The organism is Bradyrhizobium sp. WSM1743 (assembly GCF_000473065.1).
Taxonomy (GTDB): domain Bacteria; phylum Pseudomonadota; class Alphaproteobacteria; order Rhizobiales; family Xanthobacteraceae; genus Bradyrhizobium.
Genome location: NZ_AXAZ01000107.1, coordinates 1 through 17029, shown reverse-complemented (window position 1 = coordinate 17029; position 17029 = coordinate 1). Strand labels below are relative to the sequence as shown.

17 protein-coding genes and 4 pseudogenes are annotated in these 17029 nt (G+C 60.7%); 11 read left to right on the top strand and 10 right to left on the bottom strand.

All coding sequences use genetic code 11. The annotated features are described in order from the left end of the window. Positions 1 to 580 precede the first annotated feature (580 nt). From YU9_RS0136425 to YU9_RS0136415, 3 genes are all read left to right on the top strand, one after another. The gene (locus YU9_RS0136425; RefSeq protein WP_027577138.1) at positions 581 to 781 is read left to right on the top strand and encodes a hypothetical protein; all 201 of its coding nucleotides are present in this window, start codon (positions 581 to 583) and stop codon (positions 779 to 781) included. 204 nt (positions 782 to 985) lie between these two features. Beyond that, positions 986 to 1927 (top strand): alpha/beta fold hydrolase, encoded by a 942-nt coding sequence (locus YU9_RS43715; protein ID WP_036019063.1) that lies wholly within the window; start codon positions 986 to 988, stop codon positions 1925 to 1927. 414 nt (positions 1928 to 2341) lie between these two features. Beyond that, complete coding sequence (locus YU9_RS0136415; protein ID WP_027577137.1) at positions 2342 to 3316, top strand: ABC transporter substrate-binding protein; 975 nt, start codon at positions 2342 to 2344, stop codon at positions 3314 to 3316. 611 nt (positions 3317 to 3927) lie between these two features. Here YU9_RS0136415 and YU9_RS43710 read toward each other — a convergent pair. Together YU9_RS43710 and YU9_RS46835 are read right to left on the bottom strand one after the other, a co-directional pair. Continuing rightward, positions 3928 to 5212 (bottom strand): annotated as a pseudogene (locus YU9_RS43710) (transposase). Positions 5213 to 5347: 135 nt separating this feature from the next. Continuing rightward, positions 5348 to 5485 (bottom strand): annotated as a pseudogene (locus YU9_RS46835) (PepSY domain-containing protein); the annotation flags it as partial. A gap of 67 nt (positions 5486 to 5552) precedes the next feature. Here YU9_RS46835 and YU9_RS48500 point away from each other — a divergent pair. Beyond that, positions 5553 to 5813 carry a hypothetical protein gene (locus YU9_RS48500; RefSeq protein WP_156952333.1) on the top strand — a complete coding sequence of 87 codons (261 nt, stop codon included), beginning with the start codon at positions 5553 to 5555 and terminating at the stop codon, positions 5811 to 5813. 482 nt (positions 5814 to 6295) lie between these two features. Beyond that, positions 6296 to 6487 carry a CsbD family protein gene (locus YU9_RS0136400; RefSeq protein ID WP_027577135.1) on the top strand — a complete coding sequence of 64 codons (192 nt, stop codon included), beginning with the start codon at positions 6296 to 6298 and terminating at the stop codon, positions 6485 to 6487. Positions 6488 to 6562: 75 nt separating this feature from the next. Here YU9_RS0136400 and YU9_RS43700 read toward each other — a convergent pair whose 3' ends face one another. Further along, complete coding sequence (locus YU9_RS43700) at positions 6563 to 7093, bottom strand: protein-L-isoaspartate O-methyltransferase (RefSeq protein ID WP_051380644.1); 531 nt, start codon at positions 7091 to 7093, stop codon at positions 6563 to 6565. A 97-nt stretch (positions 7094 to 7190) separates the two neighbouring features. On the opposite strand from YU9_RS43700, the gene YU9_RS0136390 reads away from it, so the two are divergent. From YU9_RS0136390 to YU9_RS0136370, 4 genes and pseudogenes are all read left to right on the top strand, one after another. After that, positions 7191 to 7418, top strand: coding sequence for a hypothetical protein (locus YU9_RS0136390; protein ID WP_027577134.1), 228 nt, complete (start codon positions 7191 to 7193; stop codon positions 7416 to 7418). Positions 7419 to 7530: 112 nt separating this feature from the next. Next, positions 7531 to 7998, top strand: coding sequence for a hypothetical protein (locus YU9_RS0136380; RefSeq protein ID WP_027577133.1), 468 nt, complete (start codon positions 7531 to 7533; stop codon positions 7996 to 7998). Positions 7999 to 8376: 378 nt separating this feature from the next. After that, positions 8377 to 8754: pseudogene (locus YU9_RS43695) on the top strand (PRC-barrel domain-containing protein). Positions 8755 to 8889: 135 nt separating this feature from the next. Further along, entirely contained in the window at positions 8890 to 9108 is a 219-nt protein-coding gene (locus YU9_RS0136370) for a hypothetical protein (protein WP_027577131.1), read from the top strand. A 491-nt stretch (positions 9109 to 9599) separates the two neighbouring features. Here YU9_RS0136370 and YU9_RS48495 read toward each other — a convergent pair whose 3' ends face one another. Together YU9_RS48495 and YU9_RS51295 are read right to left on the bottom strand one after the other, a co-directional pair. Next, complete coding sequence (locus tag YU9_RS48495) at positions 9600 to 10142, bottom strand: hypothetical protein (RefSeq protein WP_156952332.1); 543 nt, start codon at positions 10140 to 10142, stop codon at positions 9600 to 9602. 298 nt (positions 10143 to 10440) lie between these two features. Next, positions 10441 to 10569, bottom strand: coding sequence for a transposase (locus YU9_RS51295; protein WP_156952331.1), 129 nt, complete (start codon positions 10567 to 10569; stop codon positions 10441 to 10443). Between the two features lie 529 nt (positions 10570 to 11098). Between YU9_RS51295 and YU9_RS0136350 the strand changes: the two genes are divergently transcribed. Further along, a complete protein-coding gene (locus tag YU9_RS0136350) occupies positions 11099 to 11995 on the top strand; it encodes a hypothetical protein (protein ID WP_156952330.1) in 897 nt (298 codons plus the stop codon). Between the two features lie 412 nt (positions 11996 to 12407). Here YU9_RS0136350 and YU9_RS0136345 read toward each other — a convergent pair whose 3' ends face one another. The 4 genes from YU9_RS0136345 to YU9_RS0136330 form a co-directional block, all read right to left on the bottom strand. Continuing rightward, the gene (locus YU9_RS0136345; RefSeq protein ID WP_027577129.1) at positions 12408 to 12641 is read right to left on the bottom strand and encodes a hypothetical protein; all 234 of its coding nucleotides are present in this window, start codon (positions 12639 to 12641) and stop codon (positions 12408 to 12410) included. Positions 12642 to 13122: 481 nt separating this feature from the next. Then, the gene (locus tag YU9_RS0136340; protein WP_027577128.1) at positions 13123 to 13662 is read right to left on the bottom strand and encodes a c-type cytochrome; all 540 of its coding nucleotides are present in this window, start codon (positions 13660 to 13662) and stop codon (positions 13123 to 13125) included. Beyond that, positions 13649 to 15094: a sulfite dehydrogenase gene (gene soxC / locus YU9_RS0136335; RefSeq protein ID WP_245266689.1), complete on the bottom strand. Its 1446-nt coding sequence runs from the start codon at positions 15092 to 15094 to the stop codon at positions 13649 to 13651. The genes YU9_RS0136340 and soxC overlap by 14 nt, the downstream gene beginning before the upstream one ends. Positions 15095 to 15413: 319 nt before the next feature. Further along, the gene (locus tag YU9_RS0136330) at positions 15414 to 15890 is read right to left on the bottom strand and encodes a DUF4440 domain-containing protein (protein WP_084299197.1); all 477 of its coding nucleotides are present in this window, start codon (positions 15888 to 15890) and stop codon (positions 15414 to 15416) included. 418 nt (positions 15891 to 16308) lie between these two features. On the opposite strand from YU9_RS0136330, the gene YU9_RS46820 reads away from it, so the two are divergent. After that, positions 16309 to 16620 (top strand): glutathione binding-like protein, encoded by a 312-nt coding sequence (locus YU9_RS46820; protein WP_198028358.1) that lies wholly within the window; start codon positions 16309 to 16311, stop codon positions 16618 to 16620. Positions 16621 to 16771: 151 nt separating this feature from the next. Here YU9_RS46820 and YU9_RS43685 read toward each other — a convergent pair. Continuing rightward, positions 16772 to 17029, bottom strand: a pseudogene (locus YU9_RS43685) (MFS transporter); the annotation flags it as partial.

Here is a 17029-nt window from a genome sequence, read left to right as displayed (position 1 = left end):
GTTGTGCTCGTCCTCAGGTCCTGATCTTTGCCTTCGCAATTCCGTCGAACGATACCCGGAAAATGGCGGCATCCCACATGACTGAAGACATCATAGTCCTGGGCGGCTTNGCCATCCTGNTCTGCTGGACCTACATCTGCTTGCCATTGATCTTTTACAGCTTCGCGCCGCTGTGACTGAGCCGAAAAGATGAACTGTAAAGACCGGGAAAGTCTGCTTCGGTCAAGGGCTGCCTGCGTACTCTTCTCCATGAACATACCAGTCNGCGCGTGGCGCCCAATGTACGTGTCGGTCTGGTGCCGTCCCAAGTGGCTCGCCAAACGCGCCCGCATGGATGATCGGGTCACGGCCGCTGCGCGTTAAGTGCGTCATCCGGCTGCCGAATCGCTTGCAAAGGCAGTCGCAAAACTCCGTGCCTGCGGCAGGTCGGAAGATACTTTCNTCGCGCTTGAATGCCGGCGAACTCACTCGATGAGCGCATCAATGACGCGGTCCCTCTGGATGCCAAAGCCAGTTTGATAAACCTGGTTGGGTCCGCCGTTGCCCACATGCGTAATCCTCATCATCCAGAGGGGGCGGGATGCAGCCGACCGTCGAGGATATCGACCTTTTGAAGCGGATCTACGTCAACGGGCAGTCCGTGCGCGCTGATCACCGCCCCTACGAAAGACTTCAGGATCTTGGTTGGCTTACAAGCACCACGCTTGAGTTGCCGGACGTCGTGTACAAGTTGACAGGCTCAGGCCTGAAACGAGCACTGCAGGAGCTGCAATCCGAGTAAGTTGCGTGCCCTGAGGGGAGTGAGGGTATCTTTCCGAAGCGAGCAAACGTGGGCATTTCTGGACCGTTCCGGGCGAGCAATTTTTTAATCAATCCTCCGCCATCGCGAACAGGAACGAGCGCTTCAGCTTCCAATTATTCCTTGGTGGGCTCACCTGCTCGAGCAGGGCCGATGCTTTTAGCTCTCGATCATCAAGGCTCAGCAATGACCACCGCCGAAACCGTGTTGCTCATTGGTGCCTTGTTCTTGGCACTTCTCGTCATCGGGAACATCGGCTTCTCCAAGCTGGCGGAACGGAGGAATCCACCGATCGGCAAGTTTCTAAAGTGCGACGGCGTCGTACTCCACTATATCGATCGGGGCGATCCCGCGGCTCCCTGCGTCGTGCTGCTCCATGGCAACGGATCCATGCTCCAGGACTTCATAATCAGTGGGCTGGTCGATCTTCTTGCCCGCAACAATCGCGTGGTGTGCTTCGACCGCCCGGGCTTTGGCCACAGTCAGCGACCGCGGCTGCGAATATGGAGCGCAGCAGCTCAAGCAGCTCTGTTGATGAAGGCGCTCGACCAACTCGGGGTCCGTGATCCTGTGGTGCTGGGCCATTCTTGGGGCGCCTTCGTCGCCATCGCTCTCGGCGTGCGGAAAGATTATCCGACCCGGGGTGTTGTGCTCGCGTCCGGGTACTACTTCCCGACCGGCCGATTGGACGTGTGGCTGATGTCAGCTCCAGCCATACCGCTCTTGGGCGACTTGGTCAGTTACACTGTCGCGCCTATCATCTCATGGGCCATCTTGCCGGGAGCCCTCCGCAAGATTTTCGCGCCCCGGTCTGTCCCGCCGGCGTTCAAGAATGAATTTCCAACGTCTCTCGTTCTCAGGCCTACACAATTGAGGGCGGCTGCGGAAGAAAGCGCACTCCTCATTCCAACCGCAGCACAACTCCAATCCCATTATTCGACCATGGGCCGCCGGGTGCAAATATTCCACGGAGCAGAGGACCGGGTGATCGAAGTCAAGCAAGCGCGAGATTTACATCAAGCGCTGCTTCGGTCCGATCTTCACCTGGTTCCGAATGCCGGACATATGGTCACGCACGCAGACCCCGCTGGCATTGCGGAGGCCGTCAATTCAATGACGAAATCTTGAGGCAGCGTGTCTGTCGGCCGGCATCAATCCACGCCTCTCTCTTCGAAGCGCGCGTATTTAGACCGAGCTCATTCCCGACCTGGAAGAATATTTTATATCGAAACATCGCACCCTTCGTTCTCGACTTATCTTCATGTACACGGAGCCGCAGTGTGCCACTACAGTAGCAATTAGCTACGGAGGACCTCGATGTGGTGAAATGTCTGGTAATGGCCCATCAGCGTTCGGTTTGAGGTCCGATCGGTGAGCCATAGCGGACTAGATTTGCTCACCCCGAGTTCTTCGCATTTTGACCCATCTCGGACCTCCCGCGGTGACGAGTTCTAGTCGCCCCTTGGCCTTGCACACCCCCGGTCACACGACCCCATGGCAAAGTGCTAATGTCATGATCTCACAAGGTCCTTGGAGGAACACATGCAGCGGCGTGAGTTCATTGCACTGATCGGGACCATGGGAGCCGTCTGGCCACGCCGCCTGATCGCGCAGCCCGCCGATCAGGCCAGGAAGAAGTTGCCTCGCATCGGCTTTCTGGCGTCGGTCCCTCACGAGCGAATTGATGCCTTTGATCGTGGGCTGCGCGAGCAGGGGTATGTCGAGGGCCAGAACATCATCATCGAGCGTCGGTTCTGGAACAACGATCCGAAGCAACTGGCAAGGTTTGCCGCCGAATTGGTCGCTCTGGACGTTGCGGTAATCGTAGCGCCCACCACACCCGAGGCCCTTGCCGCCAAAGCGGTCACCGGCACGATCCCGATCGTGACCGCCACCGCAGACGCGGTTGGTGTTGGCCTGGCGGCAAGTCACGCGCAGCCCGGCGGAAACGTCACCGGACTCTCCGCCGTCGCGTCGAGCAGCAGGAATTTCGGGCTCCTCGTGGAATTGCTGCCGGGGGCATCGCGGTTCGCGGTCCTCCTCGACCCCGACAACGGCTATCATGCACAGACGATGGCAGTGCTTCAGAAGGCCGCCGCGGAACAGCATCTTCGTATTCAGCCGGCGGTGAAACGCTCGGTCGAGGACATCGGTCGGGCCTTCCAGACCATGGCTTCGAATGATGTCCAGGGCTTGCTCGTGCTTGCGGACCCCATCGGGGCCGCTAACCGGCGGAAGATCATCGAGCTCGCCGCGCAAAACCGAATTCCGGCTGTTTACTACTGGCGAGAAGATGCGATCGAGGGTGGTCTGCTCGCTTATGGCCCCGATCTCGTCGACCTTAATCGTCGTTCCGCCACTTATGTTGCGAAGCTGTTGCGAGGCTCGAAAGCTGCCGACCTCCCGATCGAGCAGGCCGAACGCTTCCGGTTGGTGATCAATCTCAAAACTGCCAGCGCACTCGGCCTGAGCATCCCGACCGCGCTACTCGCGACCGCCGACGAGGTGATCGAATGATGCTGCGCTGCGTGAGTCCGCCTGTGGCCCTGAGCCGTCCAACCGCACGACAATTCGAGCGTCGGCTGTCAGATGGACACCGGAAGTGGCGATGCGCGGACACTAGGGCAGAGTTTGACCCTAAGGCGACCTCCGGCGTCCAGGGGTTTTGAGGGCCGTTCGCGTGCGGGGGTTGCACGTTACAACAGGCGCTCCACATGTTAGTGGATTGGATAGCGGGTCGTACGGGAAGCGGAGCGTCGAAAGGCAAAGCGATGGCCGACATCGTCTGCCAAAGGACACGGTCTTGGGCCGAGAAAGCAAGACAGGCCGGATTTGTGGCTGTCTGCGACCCCGCTGCGTGTGTCCGCCTTATTATCGTTGTATTTCGGTTTTTCGGGCACTCGTGGAAGGCCGCCAGCATAGCAGGGTTTGCCGCATTTTGATGTTGGGTGGCGTTTGCAGCCCTGATGCTCCGGCGAGAACTAAGGCTGGATATTAAAGCCCTCGACGATCCTAACGATAATCCTCGTGCGAACCGATTTGTGAATCGGCGTGGGGTCCCGACGCCGATTCGGCACGACAAGTCGTTGACATCATTGATCTGGGCGGGGTCATTCCATCGCGCCGATTTACAGGATGAACTCGTCGCGCGCGCCATTTGGACCTCGTAAACGCAAACGGTCGAGCTTGAGAATGCGCTTGAGGTGCGCGAACAACATCTCGATTTTCTTGCGGAACCGGCGCGAGGTGCCTCCCTCCCACGATCTCGCGATCTGGCGCGCCATGTCGCGCGCGCCCTCGTAGATCGAGCGGGGCACTCTCCGTGAAGCCTGCTTGGGGCAGCATCGGGGCTTCAATGCGCATCGATCACAATCGCGATTGCTGGCGAGGTAAAGCATGGTGGCATCATCATTCACCAACGTTCCGGTCGTGGTAAGAATTTTGCCACCAGGGCAACGATAGATGTCCCCAGCATGGTCATAGGTGAAGTCGTCGCGCGAGAAGATCCCGTCTGTGCAGGCCGACTTGTCGAAGACTGTAACGTGCGGCTCGATCCCGTGCTCATAGACCAGCCAGGCGAGCATCTCGGCCGAGCCATAGCCGCTGTCACCGAGCAGCCGGCTCGGATAGAGATCAAACCGCTCCAGCGAGCGCTCAATCATGCGCTTGGCGGCCAATACCTCCGCCTGCCGGATTGCCGTCGTTGCCTCAACATCGACGATGATCGCGTTCTCGATGTCGACCAGATAGTTCGTCGAATAGGCGAAAAACGCTTGGCCGCCGTGCGCCCCCGTCCAGCGCGCCGCCGGATCGGAAGGCGATACGAACTTCGGGGTAACCTCGGTCGCGGCTCCGAACACGGCATCATCAAGGACAGCCAGATACTCATCGATTGCTCGGCTGGCAGCCTCCGGCGGAAGTCCCTTATCGCCTTCGATCCCTTCTGCCGATTGGCATCGGCCTTGATTAGGCTCGCATCGACTGCAAATCCCTCACCGCCGACCAGTCGTTCCTCGATGCAGCGGCGCAGCACGCTCTCGAACACGCGACGGAATAGGTCGCTTTGCCGGAAGCGGCCGTGCCTGTTCTTGGAGAATGTCGAAGATCCGGCACCGCCCCATCTAGACCGAGCCGGCAGAACCACCGGTAGGCCAAATTGAGGTGGACCTCATCGCACAGGCGCCGCTCCGATCGGATGCCGAAGCAGTAACCGATCAGGAGCATCCGGATCATCAGCTCGGGATCGATCGAAGGCCGACCGATGCTGCTGTAGAAGGGCGCCAGGTCCCGCCGGACCTGTTCAAGATCGACAAACCTGTCAATCAACCGCAGCAAGTGATCAGTCGGGATATGTCTTTCGAGCGAGAACTCATAGAACAACGCGGTCTGTTCGACTTGCCGATGCCCCATCATGATCTTCAGTCCTGCCAACTAGACAGACTGAATCACTGATATCTCTGCGTCGCAACAGCCGCCTTTTTCAACGGAATCGGCCAACAGGCGACATTCGCGAAAAGAGGAGGCCGCCAACTGAGGCGGCCTCGTTAGTCAGTCACCGGGCTCCTCGTGCGTGATTTGACCCGTCTTGGGATCGGCGTGGAAGTCCATCTTACGACCGTCCTTGATGCCTTCGCCCTCCCATCGACCGTCATCGGCCTCAAGTTTGGTAACCTGCGTATAGCCCGACTGTATAGCCTAGTTCTTAGCAGTCAGCTTTAGCAAGGCGGGAGCCTGGTTAGAGAGGATACCGGTCATGAACAAGGCAGCGTTTGTGACGTGGGTGCTTTTGCGAATTGCAAGATGGATAAGCTGGGCGAGCTTCTTGGCGTATTGCTTCGCTATCCCTCTTGACCGCCAAAGCTACCTCAATAGCTACGGCAATCCTTTGCCCTCCACTGAAGCGTGGCTCTTTGGCTTACCGGTGGCCGCCGTGGCTGCGGGCCTGTTTGAACTCATGATGCGTGAACGGGCCGGGATCCGGTCGTCTCGGTATCCAGCAGGACGCCGGTCCTGACGTCCTGCCCGAGCGTCGGCACGTACCTGGGTCTGGCGACCAGACGCCGCAGGACTCGGTAGTCGGGCGACCGGCTCAAGGCCTCGGCCATAGCTGCCAGATCGATCGGGTCCTGTAACATCGCTGCTCGGAAAGGCTGCCAGAACCGGTCGGCCGGCTCACCGCAGAATATCCGCAGCGCCGGCAATGAGGTACCTGAAAAACAAGCGATTCACGGGCTTTTCGGCCGTTGTGGATTCGATAGCGGTCCGGTCTGCATTCGTCGTTGCGGCGGCGTCTGATCGTCAGCGCGGGCGGTGATTGGGACAGGCATGGCCGCGCGTCCGGTCCTGCCGCCAATAGCCGACATTGCAAACACCCCAGCTTTGCTCGGCCAAGGGCCACGTTCAGAGTGTTCGTTGAAAACACCGTGCTTTGTTTCTGCGAGGAACCCCTGCGCAACACTTTCGTTGTGCTGATCTCCGGACAGCAAAGGATAGATTATGGACCGCGAACATGTGAAGGGCGCCGCCGACAAGGCAAAAGGCGCCATCAAAGAAGGGGCCGGCAAGCTCACTGGCGACAAGGACATGGAAACCGAAGGCAACATCGATAAGGCCAAGGGGTCCGCCCACAACGCCGCGGGGGACGTGAAAGATGCAGCGCGGGACGCCGCTGACGCCCTCAAGAAGTAAGCAGAAGAAGCGAAGATCAAAAACTAGCCGCCTCCGGGCGGCCTTTTTGCGCCAATTGAGACGGCGAGCGGGCTTTCAGCCGGAGATCAGAGGAACGAAGCGGACCTCCTCGATCCTTTCCTCGATGAAACTACCGTCCGGCTCGCTTGTCAGCTTCGTCAGCCACTGCACTCCACCAGGATCGCCGAGCGGGATGAGCAGTCGTCCCAACGGAGTAAGTTGAGTCTTGAGGACCGCGGGCGTCTGCGCGCCGGCGGCCGACACCAGGATCACTCGAACTCGCCGCCTTCCGGCCATGCTGCGGTCCCGTTGCCGTGACGCAGATCCACATTGCGGCAGCCGAGATACCGAAGGCGCGACCGGGCGCGCTCCACCAAATGCCTCATGGCGCTCGAGCGCGCAAACCTCCCGCCCAAGCTTGGCGGCGAGCCCCGCCTGATAACCCGAACCCGCGCCGATCTCCAGAACCCAGTCCGACTTGGCGATCGCGGCAGCCTCGAGCATCCTGGCGACGATGTAGGGCTGAAACTCGGAGGCCAGCGACTTGCTCCTTGACGCGAAGGGCGGGTGGCGGCTCTCGCCGAGGAGGTCGGCTCCGCTGCCCATGAGCGAATCGCGGAGCTGCAGTCAGGAACGTGTCCGCAGCGGAACGACCGCCTCCGGATCGAATTGATCTCGCGGAAACCGGGCCCGGAGAACGCTCATGAAATGGATCTTCACGGCGGCATGCGTGGCTGCAGTGGCGCTGGCATCGGCCTCCGGCGCGGAGGCGAAGGGTTGCATGAAGGGCGCCATCGTGGGCGGCGTCGCCGGCCACATGGCAGGGCACGGCAAGCTCGGCGCTGCCGCCGGCTGCGTGATCGGCCATCATGAGGCGAACAAGAAGAACCCGAAGGATTCGAATGCTCGGGCGCCGTCCGGCCAGAAGTGACCTTCCGGATCTGACGCTGCCTTCGCCCGAGGCCGATCCGAACGTCGGCACCAGGATGCTCGAAGCCGAGACGCAGCTCGTCGGGTCTTCGTGATTCCCGGGAGGAGACGCGATGAAATGGATGGTGTCGGCGCTCGTTCTCGCACTTGTCGCCTCGAACTCCACGGTCTCGGCCCAACCGGTGAGATGGACGACGTATTCCATCCCGCAGACGGGTACCTCGGTGGATTTCCCGGCCTCGATCTTTACCGAAGAAGCGGGCCGTCCGGACGGGTACGGACAGCGATTTCGGACGGCTGACGGCCGAGCCGACCTTACGATACAGGCCGCACCCAACGTCTCGAACGATTCACCCGCTGCATTTCTCGCAAAGAAGCATCCGCCCGCGCACATTCAATACAAGCGAACGACGCCTCGGTTCTTTGCGGTGTCCAGCTACAAGGGCGACAAGGTCTGGTACAACCGGTGCAACTTCTCGAGCCGATTGATTCACTGCGTCTTGATCAACTACCCGGCGAGCGAAGAGCGCGAGTGGGATCACATCGTAACGCGCATCAGTCTCTCGCTGAGGGGCAGATAAGTTGTGCGATGACTCTGCGCCACCGAGGTTACGGAGAGGCCGCCGCCTTTGGCTATCCTCGCGAGCGCTAGTTCTGAATAGCGGGTCGTGAGACCTTTGGCTATCCGCGACAGGCGCCGTAGTTCAACGGCTGGCGACGGTCTCTGAGCAGAGAATGGGGTACGCCGAGTATCGTTCCTCCGAGCTTCCGGCTAATCTCCGGAACTGCCACCGATCGGCTTCCGAACTACAGGATCCGTAAGCTCGAGGGTCGAGCCCGTCCGCAATTCGCACGGCGCAGGACCACGAGCCTGCGTCCCTTCAAGGCAGGGCTCGAGGCCGTCTCATCCGGTCCGGGGCCAACAAGCTCCGGTAAGGAACGGTGCCATCGTCGTGCGGTTGACTCCGGAGGACAACACTCGGGAGGAACATCGCGAGACGTTCAGCCTGATCGGCAGCGACAAAGTCGAGGGCACGAACGTGTACGGGGCCGACGGGGAAAAGGTCGGCTACATCGAGCGCGTCATGATCGACAAGGTCAGCGGCAAGGTGTCCTACGCGGTGCTCAGCTTGCGGCCTGCTCGGTATTGGCGACGATTATTATCCGCTGCCCTGGCAGGCGTTGAAATACGACACCAACCTCGGCGGCTACGTCACCGGCATCACCCAGGACCAGCTCCGCGGCGCCCCCAAATACGCCGACGAGAGCAGTTGGAATTGGAGCGACCCGGCGACCACGCGCTCTAGAACGCCTACTACGGTGTTCCGGTGGCCTGACGAGCCATTCGCTGGTGTGGTGCGCCGCCTAGAGTCGCTCCGGAAGCAGCTCGATGACTGTCGGGAAAAACCGGAAACCTTCGCCCTCGCGCAGAGTTGGCATCGACACTTGATGCGATCTCCGGAGCGTGAGGGATGGCCGACGAAGTCGCGGTGAGAAGGGCGGGAGAGACGGCCTGGACGGTGTACCAGGCGATGCATCCTGACGTCGGTGCTCAGGACAGTCGCCGCTGCCTGCTCGAGTGTCATCTACAAGGGAGATGGGAAGCCCGCGAAGGCGATCCCGAAGAACTGGCAAGCTTCGGCCTCGCCTACCTGCACCGGCTTCCCGCGGACGAATGCTGGCGGGGCTGAAGATGCTCGTCGCGCGCGTAGCCCGCGGAAGAAGGCCGATTTGGACGCTGCTCGCCATCTCGTATCTCTTTTCGGCGGTCATCGTGATGGCCCTGCGATGCGCGTTCAACTCGTTCGGGGGAGTGCTGGCACAACAGAGACGGAGACGACAGCAAACCGGCGGCGAAGTCCGCTTCTGAATGTCTGCTTCGGGGTCATTATCGACACTGCGGGCCTGCAGCGTTGTTTCCAGTCCACATGTGGCGACTTACTCGTCGGACCTGTTACGCTCTCTGTCGCCGAAGACTAGCAATCTCGGCAGATGCTCTTGATCTTCCTTTCCAACGCTATGTCGGCTGGATCGCGCCGCTCGTCGCCACTGGGCTTACCTGTGGACGGCTGCTCCATCGTGGGCGTGGCGGGATGATGGTTGTGTCGGTTGCCCTTTACTTCCGCGGACAAAGCCGTAGCGAGCATTGCAATTGAGACGATCGAGGCCGACGCTAAGAGCTTCAGCAATTTTTGCAAATCTTCCCCACTGTCTTGTCGGCTTTGTTGTTCTCTTGATCGATCTTGGCGTCGCTGTCCTGTTCGTTCGTAGTGGTCGGCTTGCCGACACCGCCCGCAGGCGCGGTGTTCTGCGCGTTGGAGCCAGGCGAACCGGAAGGCGCTGCCGTGCCGACTGTATTGGTGCCCGGCGTTATCCCTGTGCTGAGGCCATTGCCGTTACCCGTCTGCTGATTGGGCAGTTGGCCGGTAGCTTGGCTATTGGTGTTGCCGGTGGTCTGGTTATTGGTATTGCCGGCCGCCGCGGCTCCGCCCGGCCCTGGGCTGCCGGTCGCCCCTGTCGCCGATGACGCGCCTCCATTCGCCGTGGATGCGGCCGTACCGGCAGCTCCTGCGCCCGAAGATGTTGAACCTGTTCCTGCACCTGAAGTGGCGCCGCCGCCGGTACCGCCGCCGCCCGATCCGCCACCGCCGCCTCCGCCCCCTTGGGCGAACGCGGCCACGGGAACGAGAACAGCGACGAGTAGAGCAAATCTGGAGAGCTTCATGTCGTCATTCCTTTTGCGACCAAGCCACCTCCGCACGTTTCGTTCCTGTCGTCCTCGGGTCTAATGCGGAACCGGTAGCAGGCAGTAGCTTTAGAGGGGCGGTAAGGCGCGAGACGAGAAGGGCAGCAGCCGAACCCGCGAGCGGTCGCCGGCGGCGACCGGCCCGCTGGACCGCACCACGCCCAGCACCCCACATCTCGGCGGGCCTTTGTCGGCCGCCCCGCCGCGCCCGGCTTGGCCGATGATCGGTCTACCTTTGCTTCGTGAGCTTCTGTGGGGCGCCTTCGCTCGCTTCCTGTCAGCGGTGGATAGCGTTTGACAACACCGTCCAGAACGTCGCGGCCTGGGACGCTCCGACATCCTTAGCGAGAACTTCGCGCCGGCCGTCATTTTTGGCACCGACCGCGACGATAGCCGCGACCGACATGATGCGGCCCTGCTGGCGCACCTTCTAGGTCGCGTTCGATCCGCAAATACGGCCAGTCGCCCTCGACCGACGGGCCAAAGGACAAAGCCAAATGCCAAGCTCGACGACCGCACCCGATATGGACAGGCGGCCAGGAAAAAGTGGTGTTTATGGGAAGCTAACTCGTGTTCGTCCCCGATCGCACGGTAAGTTGCCGGTGAGTTGCCGGTAAGTGACCGTCAGACACGGTGCGATCGCCGCCGTCAACCGTGCCGAGCTGGCGAAGATCCTGCTGAGAACGTTGTGCTTGACCGTGCTGCCATTCGGCTTGTGGCTTGCGCCGCCTGCGCCCATACTCCGCGAGCAGCAACTGTAATATAGCAGCCCCCAGAACACCATGACCCCTTTTCCCGCATGCCTCGAAGCGCCTGATCTTGCGGGCAACGCGCGCTCTCGAACGCCCGACACTGAAGCGAAATACCGGGGGCGTTACGCTGGCATGGAGCGGAGTCTTGCTCGTGCGCGAGAGTCGGCAGCTTCGGTAGTCGACGTGATCGAGGATGTCCGATCGCGCGCGAAAGAACTGAGGAAGCGTTCATATTATGTCTATCGAGCCGTAATCCTCCAGCATTTGCGCGATCTGTTCGAAGCGGGCTCCCTGAATGAGGAGGATGCCAAAGCCCTGGTCGCGCGCATGATGCCTGACGGAGGCACGGCCTCGATCGGAACGAAAGTTACGGAGGTTCGGACCTCGGCCAAGTCGCGGAAACACGTCAAGCCCGAGAGCTTCGCCACGCTCACGAGCATGGCGTATGCAAAAGGCAGCCGAACCTACGACATCGTGGGAGGACTATTGGAGTATGGCCCCGAGGTTTTGACGCGCCCGTGCGAACTTTTGGGTGCCAGGCTCGATGGAAATCAGCTCTCAGTTCGATCGGCAAAGTGGTCCCCTGCCAACGGAAAGGGCATCGGCGAAATTCGAAGGATTGGTCTGATGGACGCGATCCCAGGCTGGGAGCTGCGAGAGTTTCGCGAACTGCTCGTGCTGCTTCGAGAGGATCTGAACGCGGTCGATGGAGATCGGACGCTCCTCGTCAGACGCTATGGGGCGGCTCTTCGCGAACTACGCAAGGGCGAGAGTTGGGCTGAGGGCATAACTCTAAAGTCGACCCGCTCGCAGGGACGGGCGACCCTCGCCCGCGCTGGCTACACAGCCGCCGAGATCGCCTCTATCATGGGGCACGCCTCAGCAGAGACCTCGGCATCCCACTATGGAAAGGCTTCGGAGGGATGGAAGCTCCCCCCGGATCGTCAGCCCCTCATGGTATCTGAGCAGGCCCTGGCCAAGGTGAGACCCGGTGCACGGGCCAAGTCGAAGATGGCTCGCAGCGAACCCGTAGCCACTCCTGAAGAGTCTTGTGAGCCTCCCGGCCTGAACTTGCGTTGAGGTTGGTGTGGCCAACAAACCGGGCCGGTCCTCTGCCAGGCTCGATTCCAATGGGAAGCCAACTCGCGGTCCGCGTCGATCGTGCGGTAACTTGCAGTCAAAAACAGTACGATCAGTCCCCACAAGGGACCGTCGCATCCACGTTCGACGGCACCGACCTTGCTTCCGTTATCGCTACTTTGTATCACCAGCACAAGACACAGTCGCATCGCGTGCGGCGGCTTTCGTTGATTTTGCTCGAGAATTCACGGCCAGGGTAGGGAGTCCCTCCCCCGCTACCACATTCCGGTAAATCCTTGAAAAATCTCGTCTTGCCTGATCGCTGTTACGCAACGAGGGATGTATCAATGATATTGTTGCGTGAACCTCTCGGCAACGGTCGCGAGACCGATGAGAAGCAATAGACTTAACGCTACACTGCCGTGCCGCTGGCGCCGCCGTTCGACTGCATGATGGTCTTCAGCTCCGCCGCCGCGGTGCTCGCCTTCGGCGGCCTGCCGCGCTGGGGCTGCTCGTTGCGTGCCTTGTCAGTGGCGGCATGCAGCTTCGCCACGAAGTCCGGCTTCGCCGCGAGTTCGCTGACATGATCAATCAGCGCGTTGACATCGAACTTGTCCCGCAGGAAGGCCCACTCGGCATTGCCCACGGCGTGTCCGACATTCCGCGCGAGCCGCGTTCTGCGCTGCCTCAAGCGCACGCTTGGCGGCCTCCAGCGACGCTTCGTAGCCTTGAATGGTGATCATCTTGGTCTCCTTTCGTTGGTTCTAGAGAACGGGCTCATCTGCCCGCCTGCTACTTGTCTCCGCTCGCCCGGCAACCCGCAAGCAGGTCCTTTTTACATCTCCCAAGGTTGCGGCTTGCAGCGTCCGCCAGCGCCTTGGGACGTGCCGATCGCGCCGGCTCAGGTTGGACGGCCGCGGTGAAGTCGCGCACACGTCGCCGCCGCGCGTGGTCCGCTAAGCCCTAAAGACAGCGATCAAAGTTCAGGGGTTGGAGGCCGCTAAGCGTCAAAATTCGAAGAACTCAATGTAAGCAAGCCAGTCCGCTCCGCCTCAATGAGCGGACCTCAACGAAGCGCGCCGCCAGTTCGCTGATGGGCCACCAGCCGATCAAGGTCGCGCCCGAAGCTACTTCGGATTGCGCGGGAACGGGATGAACCCGTCCTGGTTCGGCATTCTCACCTTGGGCAGCGACTGCGCATCCATCACATCGTTCGATCCGATGATGCCGTTGAGATTGAGAATATAGGCCGATACGGCGTAGATCTCGTCCGCGGTCAGCGATTTCGATTCCTGGAATGGCATTGCGCGACGGGTGTAATCGAACAGCGTCGTTGCGTAGGGCCAGTAACTTCCCACAGTTTTGATCGGTGTTTTGTCCGGCGCGAGTGTGCCCATACCCCCCACCAGCGCTCCAGAGAGTGCGACACTGGGATTGATGCCCTTCTCGCCGTGACAGGCCTGACATTTCGCTACATAGATCGCCTCACCCTCGATTGCGGTACCTCGACTAGGCGGCAGACCTGCGCCATCCGGTCCGATGCTGATGTCCCACGCTGCAATATCGGCGGGCGCGATCGGTTGCCCGAACTGCGGGACTTGGGCCAGCGCCGCCGGTGCGATGGTCAGCATGGATGCACAGGCTGCAATGGGTTTAAGCGTAAACATTGCTGGCCTCCCCCTTCTCGTCGATGCGCCAGCTTGCGATGGCGTTGTAGTGATAAATCCCACGCAAGCCGCGCTCGTTGGCGAACTGCGCGCGCGTTGGCTGCACCATGCCCATCTCGTCGGTGGCACGACTCTGCAGCACGGCGGGACCGCCGTTCCATTGCCACGCTGCGCGGAAGCGCACAGGGGCCTTTGGCAGGATCGGGCCCTGCAAAGCCGCCGGCGCCCAGCTTCGTCCGCCGTCAGCCGACACGTCGACCTGCCGGATGCTGCCGTTGCCCGACCAGGCAAGTCCGGAAATCTCGTAGAATCCCGGTCCCCTCAGGGCGAGCCCCGGCGACGGCCGCGTGATGACGGATTTGACTTCCATCGGAAACACGAACTGCCAGGCCTTTTCGTTCTTGAGCAGGATCGTGTACTTCGATGTTTCGTCTTTGGTCATGGCGGGGCCGGCAGTCAGCTTGAGGCGGCGCAGCCACTTCACATTCATGTTGCCCTCAAAACCAGGCAACAGCAGCCGCACCGGATAGCCGTTCGAAGGCCGCACTCGCTCGCCGTTCTGATAGAGACAGAGCAGCGCATCATCCATCGCCTTGGTGAGTGGGATGCTACGGCTCATGGCGGCAGCATCAGCGCCCTCGGCGATCACCCAGCGCGCCTCCGGTTCGATGCCGGCTTCGTCGAGCAACGTGGAGAGCCGCACGCCAGTCCATTCCGAGCAACCCATCAGGCCGTGAGTAGCCGCCACATTGAGCGGCTGGGCCTGAGGCGCGTTGAGCGCCAGGCTGTTGCCGCCACACTCGATGAAGGCGATGCGCGATTGCATCGGATAGCGCGATAGCGCTTCGACCGTAAACACAAGCGGACGCTTCACAAGTCCATGGATCACCAGCCGGTGTTGATCGGGATCTATCTCTGGGACGCCGGAATGGCTACGTTCGAAATGCAGTCCGGATGGCGTGATCATTCCTTCGAGCATGTGCAGCGGCGTGCGTGACGCGCCGACACCGGGCGGGTTCGGCGGCGGCGGAAACACTTTGACCACCTTGCTCTCGAACGGTGAGGGCTGGCCATAGCCAGCAAATCCTGCACCCGGCACCTTCATCCATGGCTGCACTGTAAGCGGTTCTGCCGATCCGCGGGACAGGCCCGCGCCGGTCGCACCGACAACGACCGCGCCTTCAAGAAAGATGCGGCGGCTTAGAATTCCATTGCCCGCCGCGGGGTCGACTGGTTCCGTATGAGTTTTTCTAAACATGAGCAGCACTCCCTCGTTGCGGTCGAACGAACTCGCGCGCGCGCAATGCTCGTGAGACCGGCACAATAGGACTGTCGGCTTTATTGAGAGTGCGATGCCTGCCGATGGCATTCCCCGCTGCCATTCGCCTCGAACGGAGACGTCGGCGCGTCCCGTCTCGAAAAGCAGCTCCAAAGAAGACTACAGAATCCCACGCTCATCCAAAAGACCTTCATATGGCCAGGATGTCGCACCAACAATCAGGTCAACACAAACGGCTCCGATGTCCGCGTTGGGTCACGAGTGGGCGTCGCGGCCATCCTGGACCTCGCAAGCCGACTTCAAGCCGTAGATGCAGAGGGCAGCTTGAAGGCTTGGCTTGGATACCGCCAAGAAGGAAAGCAGAGGCAAGGGACGCATCAGCTATCGATCACCCCAGAGACAAGCCGGAACGCCGCGCGACAACGTGGTCCCGCAGCAAAGTACATTCATCTCGAAGCGCAATGTGGCCCAACTATTTTGGTGGACTGTCAGCGTTCCAGGTGTCTCGCCAATACAGCCATTTGCCGCCGACCTTTTTCGATACCGACAAGAACTTGCCGGCCTCGACAACATTGCCTGCCTTATCCTTGACTGTATAGGAGCCCGAAGACCAACCCAGATTGCCGTTTGCGCCGCCATCCTGTTTGTCGCCGAAGCTGAACACAAGGCCGGCTTTGGCTGCGTCCGATGCCATGTTCGCCAGCGAGTTGCGAATGGCGTCGCGGCCTGTGACAGCCGGCGCGTTGGGTGGCATCAGAACTGCATGTTCGTCGTACAACTTCGCCATCGCATCGCCATCGGCGGCGGTGAAGCCTTTCAGCCAGGCCTGATCGGCGGCATGGAGTGCCTTCACTTCCGCGTCTGGTCCCGCCGCCCACGTCGATAAGACGTCAGCGGAGAACATTATGACGAACGCTATGACGTTTGCGGCCCAGACTGCTGTGCGCATGGTTGTCCCTCCACGTTGATGTCGGTTCGTTCAGGATATCACTTCAGGCTCCCCAGGTAAGGCCGTTACAGCGCAGTGTTCCCTACTGGCCTACCGGCGCTGAAAAGCTCCACGCGTTGCTGCAAGAGAGGATTTGCGCAAGCTGACGACGCCTCGCGGCGAGGCGCAGTCGAGTACGGCAAAAGATTGGTGATTTGCTCACGTACAAACATGGGCATCCGGCAAGATCGGCCTTGGGTCATTCGCGTCGATCGGTTCTGACCGTGACCACGTCCGATCTGTAACGAGCCAAATCCAATGTAAGGGTTGAGCCAATTCCACTGCTCACGGAAAAAGAAGTTCGGTCCGCCAAACGGCACGATGGACCGCGTGAAACCTTAAGCGTGGCTCAATTTCTTCGCGAGCGAGATGCACAAGGGTGACCTTCCCGCCGCTGTTCTATAAGGGCGTGCCAGAGCAAGGTAGAGATGTATTTCGTGCGCGTCTTCGAGCGCGCTTCACCTATCTCGATGGTCATCTTTTATCGAACGAATATCTCATGGGAGATGACTATTCGGTGGCAGATGCGTACTTGTTCGTCATATCGAACTGGGCAAGGTGGGTGAATTTCGATCTGGCGCCGTGCGGCGCCGTACTTGCGCATCGCCAGCGAGTAGCATCTCGCCCTGCCGTTGTTGCTGCTCTGACGGCCGAGGGGCTTGTGCCTTGGTCGGCCAAGCAAGCTGGCTGAGGCCGCACGCCTCAAGGCTGGTATGGGTCATTTGCGTTGATTTGGCCGCGTCGCCGCCACGTCCGGTCTTCGGTGCTGTCGACGGTTTCCTTGGTGAACCGCCTGCAGCCTAAAGAGGGCGCGCCGCGATTACCCAGCGCCCGAAGTGGTAAGCGCCGACATGCATGACGCGCTCGCGGCTCGCATCCGAATGCCGCGCCCACAGGATCATGGCGATGGTGCCGAACAGATAGGGGATCGCGGTGACGAAGCCGGTCTGCGCGTTGGTGAGGCCGAACGCCTTGACGATCTGCGGCAGCCAGAACTGCATNCCGTANAGNGCGCCGACGAAGCCGAAATAGATCAGGCTGAGCGCGATCACCTTCGGCGAGCACAGGGCTTCGCCGAGCGAGGGATGCTTCACGGCCTG

Bases quoted from the DNA above. Each gene is read 5' to 3' on its own strand.
- YU9_RS0136425 (WP_027577138.1), top strand. From the start codon at position 581: ATGCAGCCGACCGTCGAGGATATCGACCTTTTGAAGCGGATCTACGTC.
- YU9_RS43715 (WP_036019063.1), top strand. From the start codon at position 986: ATGACCACCGCCGAAACCGTGTTGCTCATTGGTGCCTTGTTCTTGGCA.
- YU9_RS0136415 (WP_027577137.1), top strand. From the start codon at position 2,342: ATGCAGCGGCGTGAGTTCATTGCACTGATCGGGACCATGGGAGCCGTC.
- YU9_RS48500 (WP_156952333.1), top strand. From the start codon at position 5,553: ATGAACAAGGCAGCGTTTGTGACGTGGGTGCTTTTGCGAATTGCAAGA.
- YU9_RS0136400 (WP_027577135.1), top strand. From the start codon at position 6,296: ATGGACCGCGAACATGTGAAGGGCGCCGCCGACAAGGCAAAAGGCGCC.
- YU9_RS43700 (WP_051380644.1), bottom strand. From the start codon at position 7,093: ATGGGCAGCGGAGCCGACCTCCTCGGCGAGAGCCGCCACCCGCCCTTC.
- YU9_RS0136390 (WP_027577134.1), top strand. From the start codon at position 7,191: ATGAAATGGATCTTCACGGCGGCATGCGTGGCTGCAGTGGCGCTGGCA.
- YU9_RS0136380 (WP_027577133.1), top strand. From the start codon at position 7,531: ATGAAATGGATGGTGTCGGCGCTCGTTCTCGCACTTGTCGCCTCGAAC.
- YU9_RS0136370 (WP_027577131.1), top strand. From the start codon at position 8,890: ATGGCCGACGAAGTCGCGGTGAGAAGGGCGGGAGAGACGGCCTGGACG.
- YU9_RS48495 (WP_156952332.1), bottom strand. From the start codon at position 10,142: ATGAAGCTCTCCAGATTTGCTCTACTCGTCGCTGTTCTCGTTCCCGTG.
- YU9_RS51295 (WP_156952331.1), bottom strand. From the start codon at position 10,569: ATGTCGGTCGCGGCTATCGTCGCGGTCGGTGCCAAAAATGACGGCCGG.
- YU9_RS0136340 (WP_027577128.1), bottom strand. From the start codon at position 13,662: ATGTTTACGCTTAAACCCATTGCAGCCTGTGCATCCATGCTGACCATC.
- YU9_RS0136330 (WP_084299197.1), bottom strand. From the start codon at position 15,890: ATGCGCACAGCAGTCTGGGCCGCAAACGTCATAGCGTTCGTCATAATG.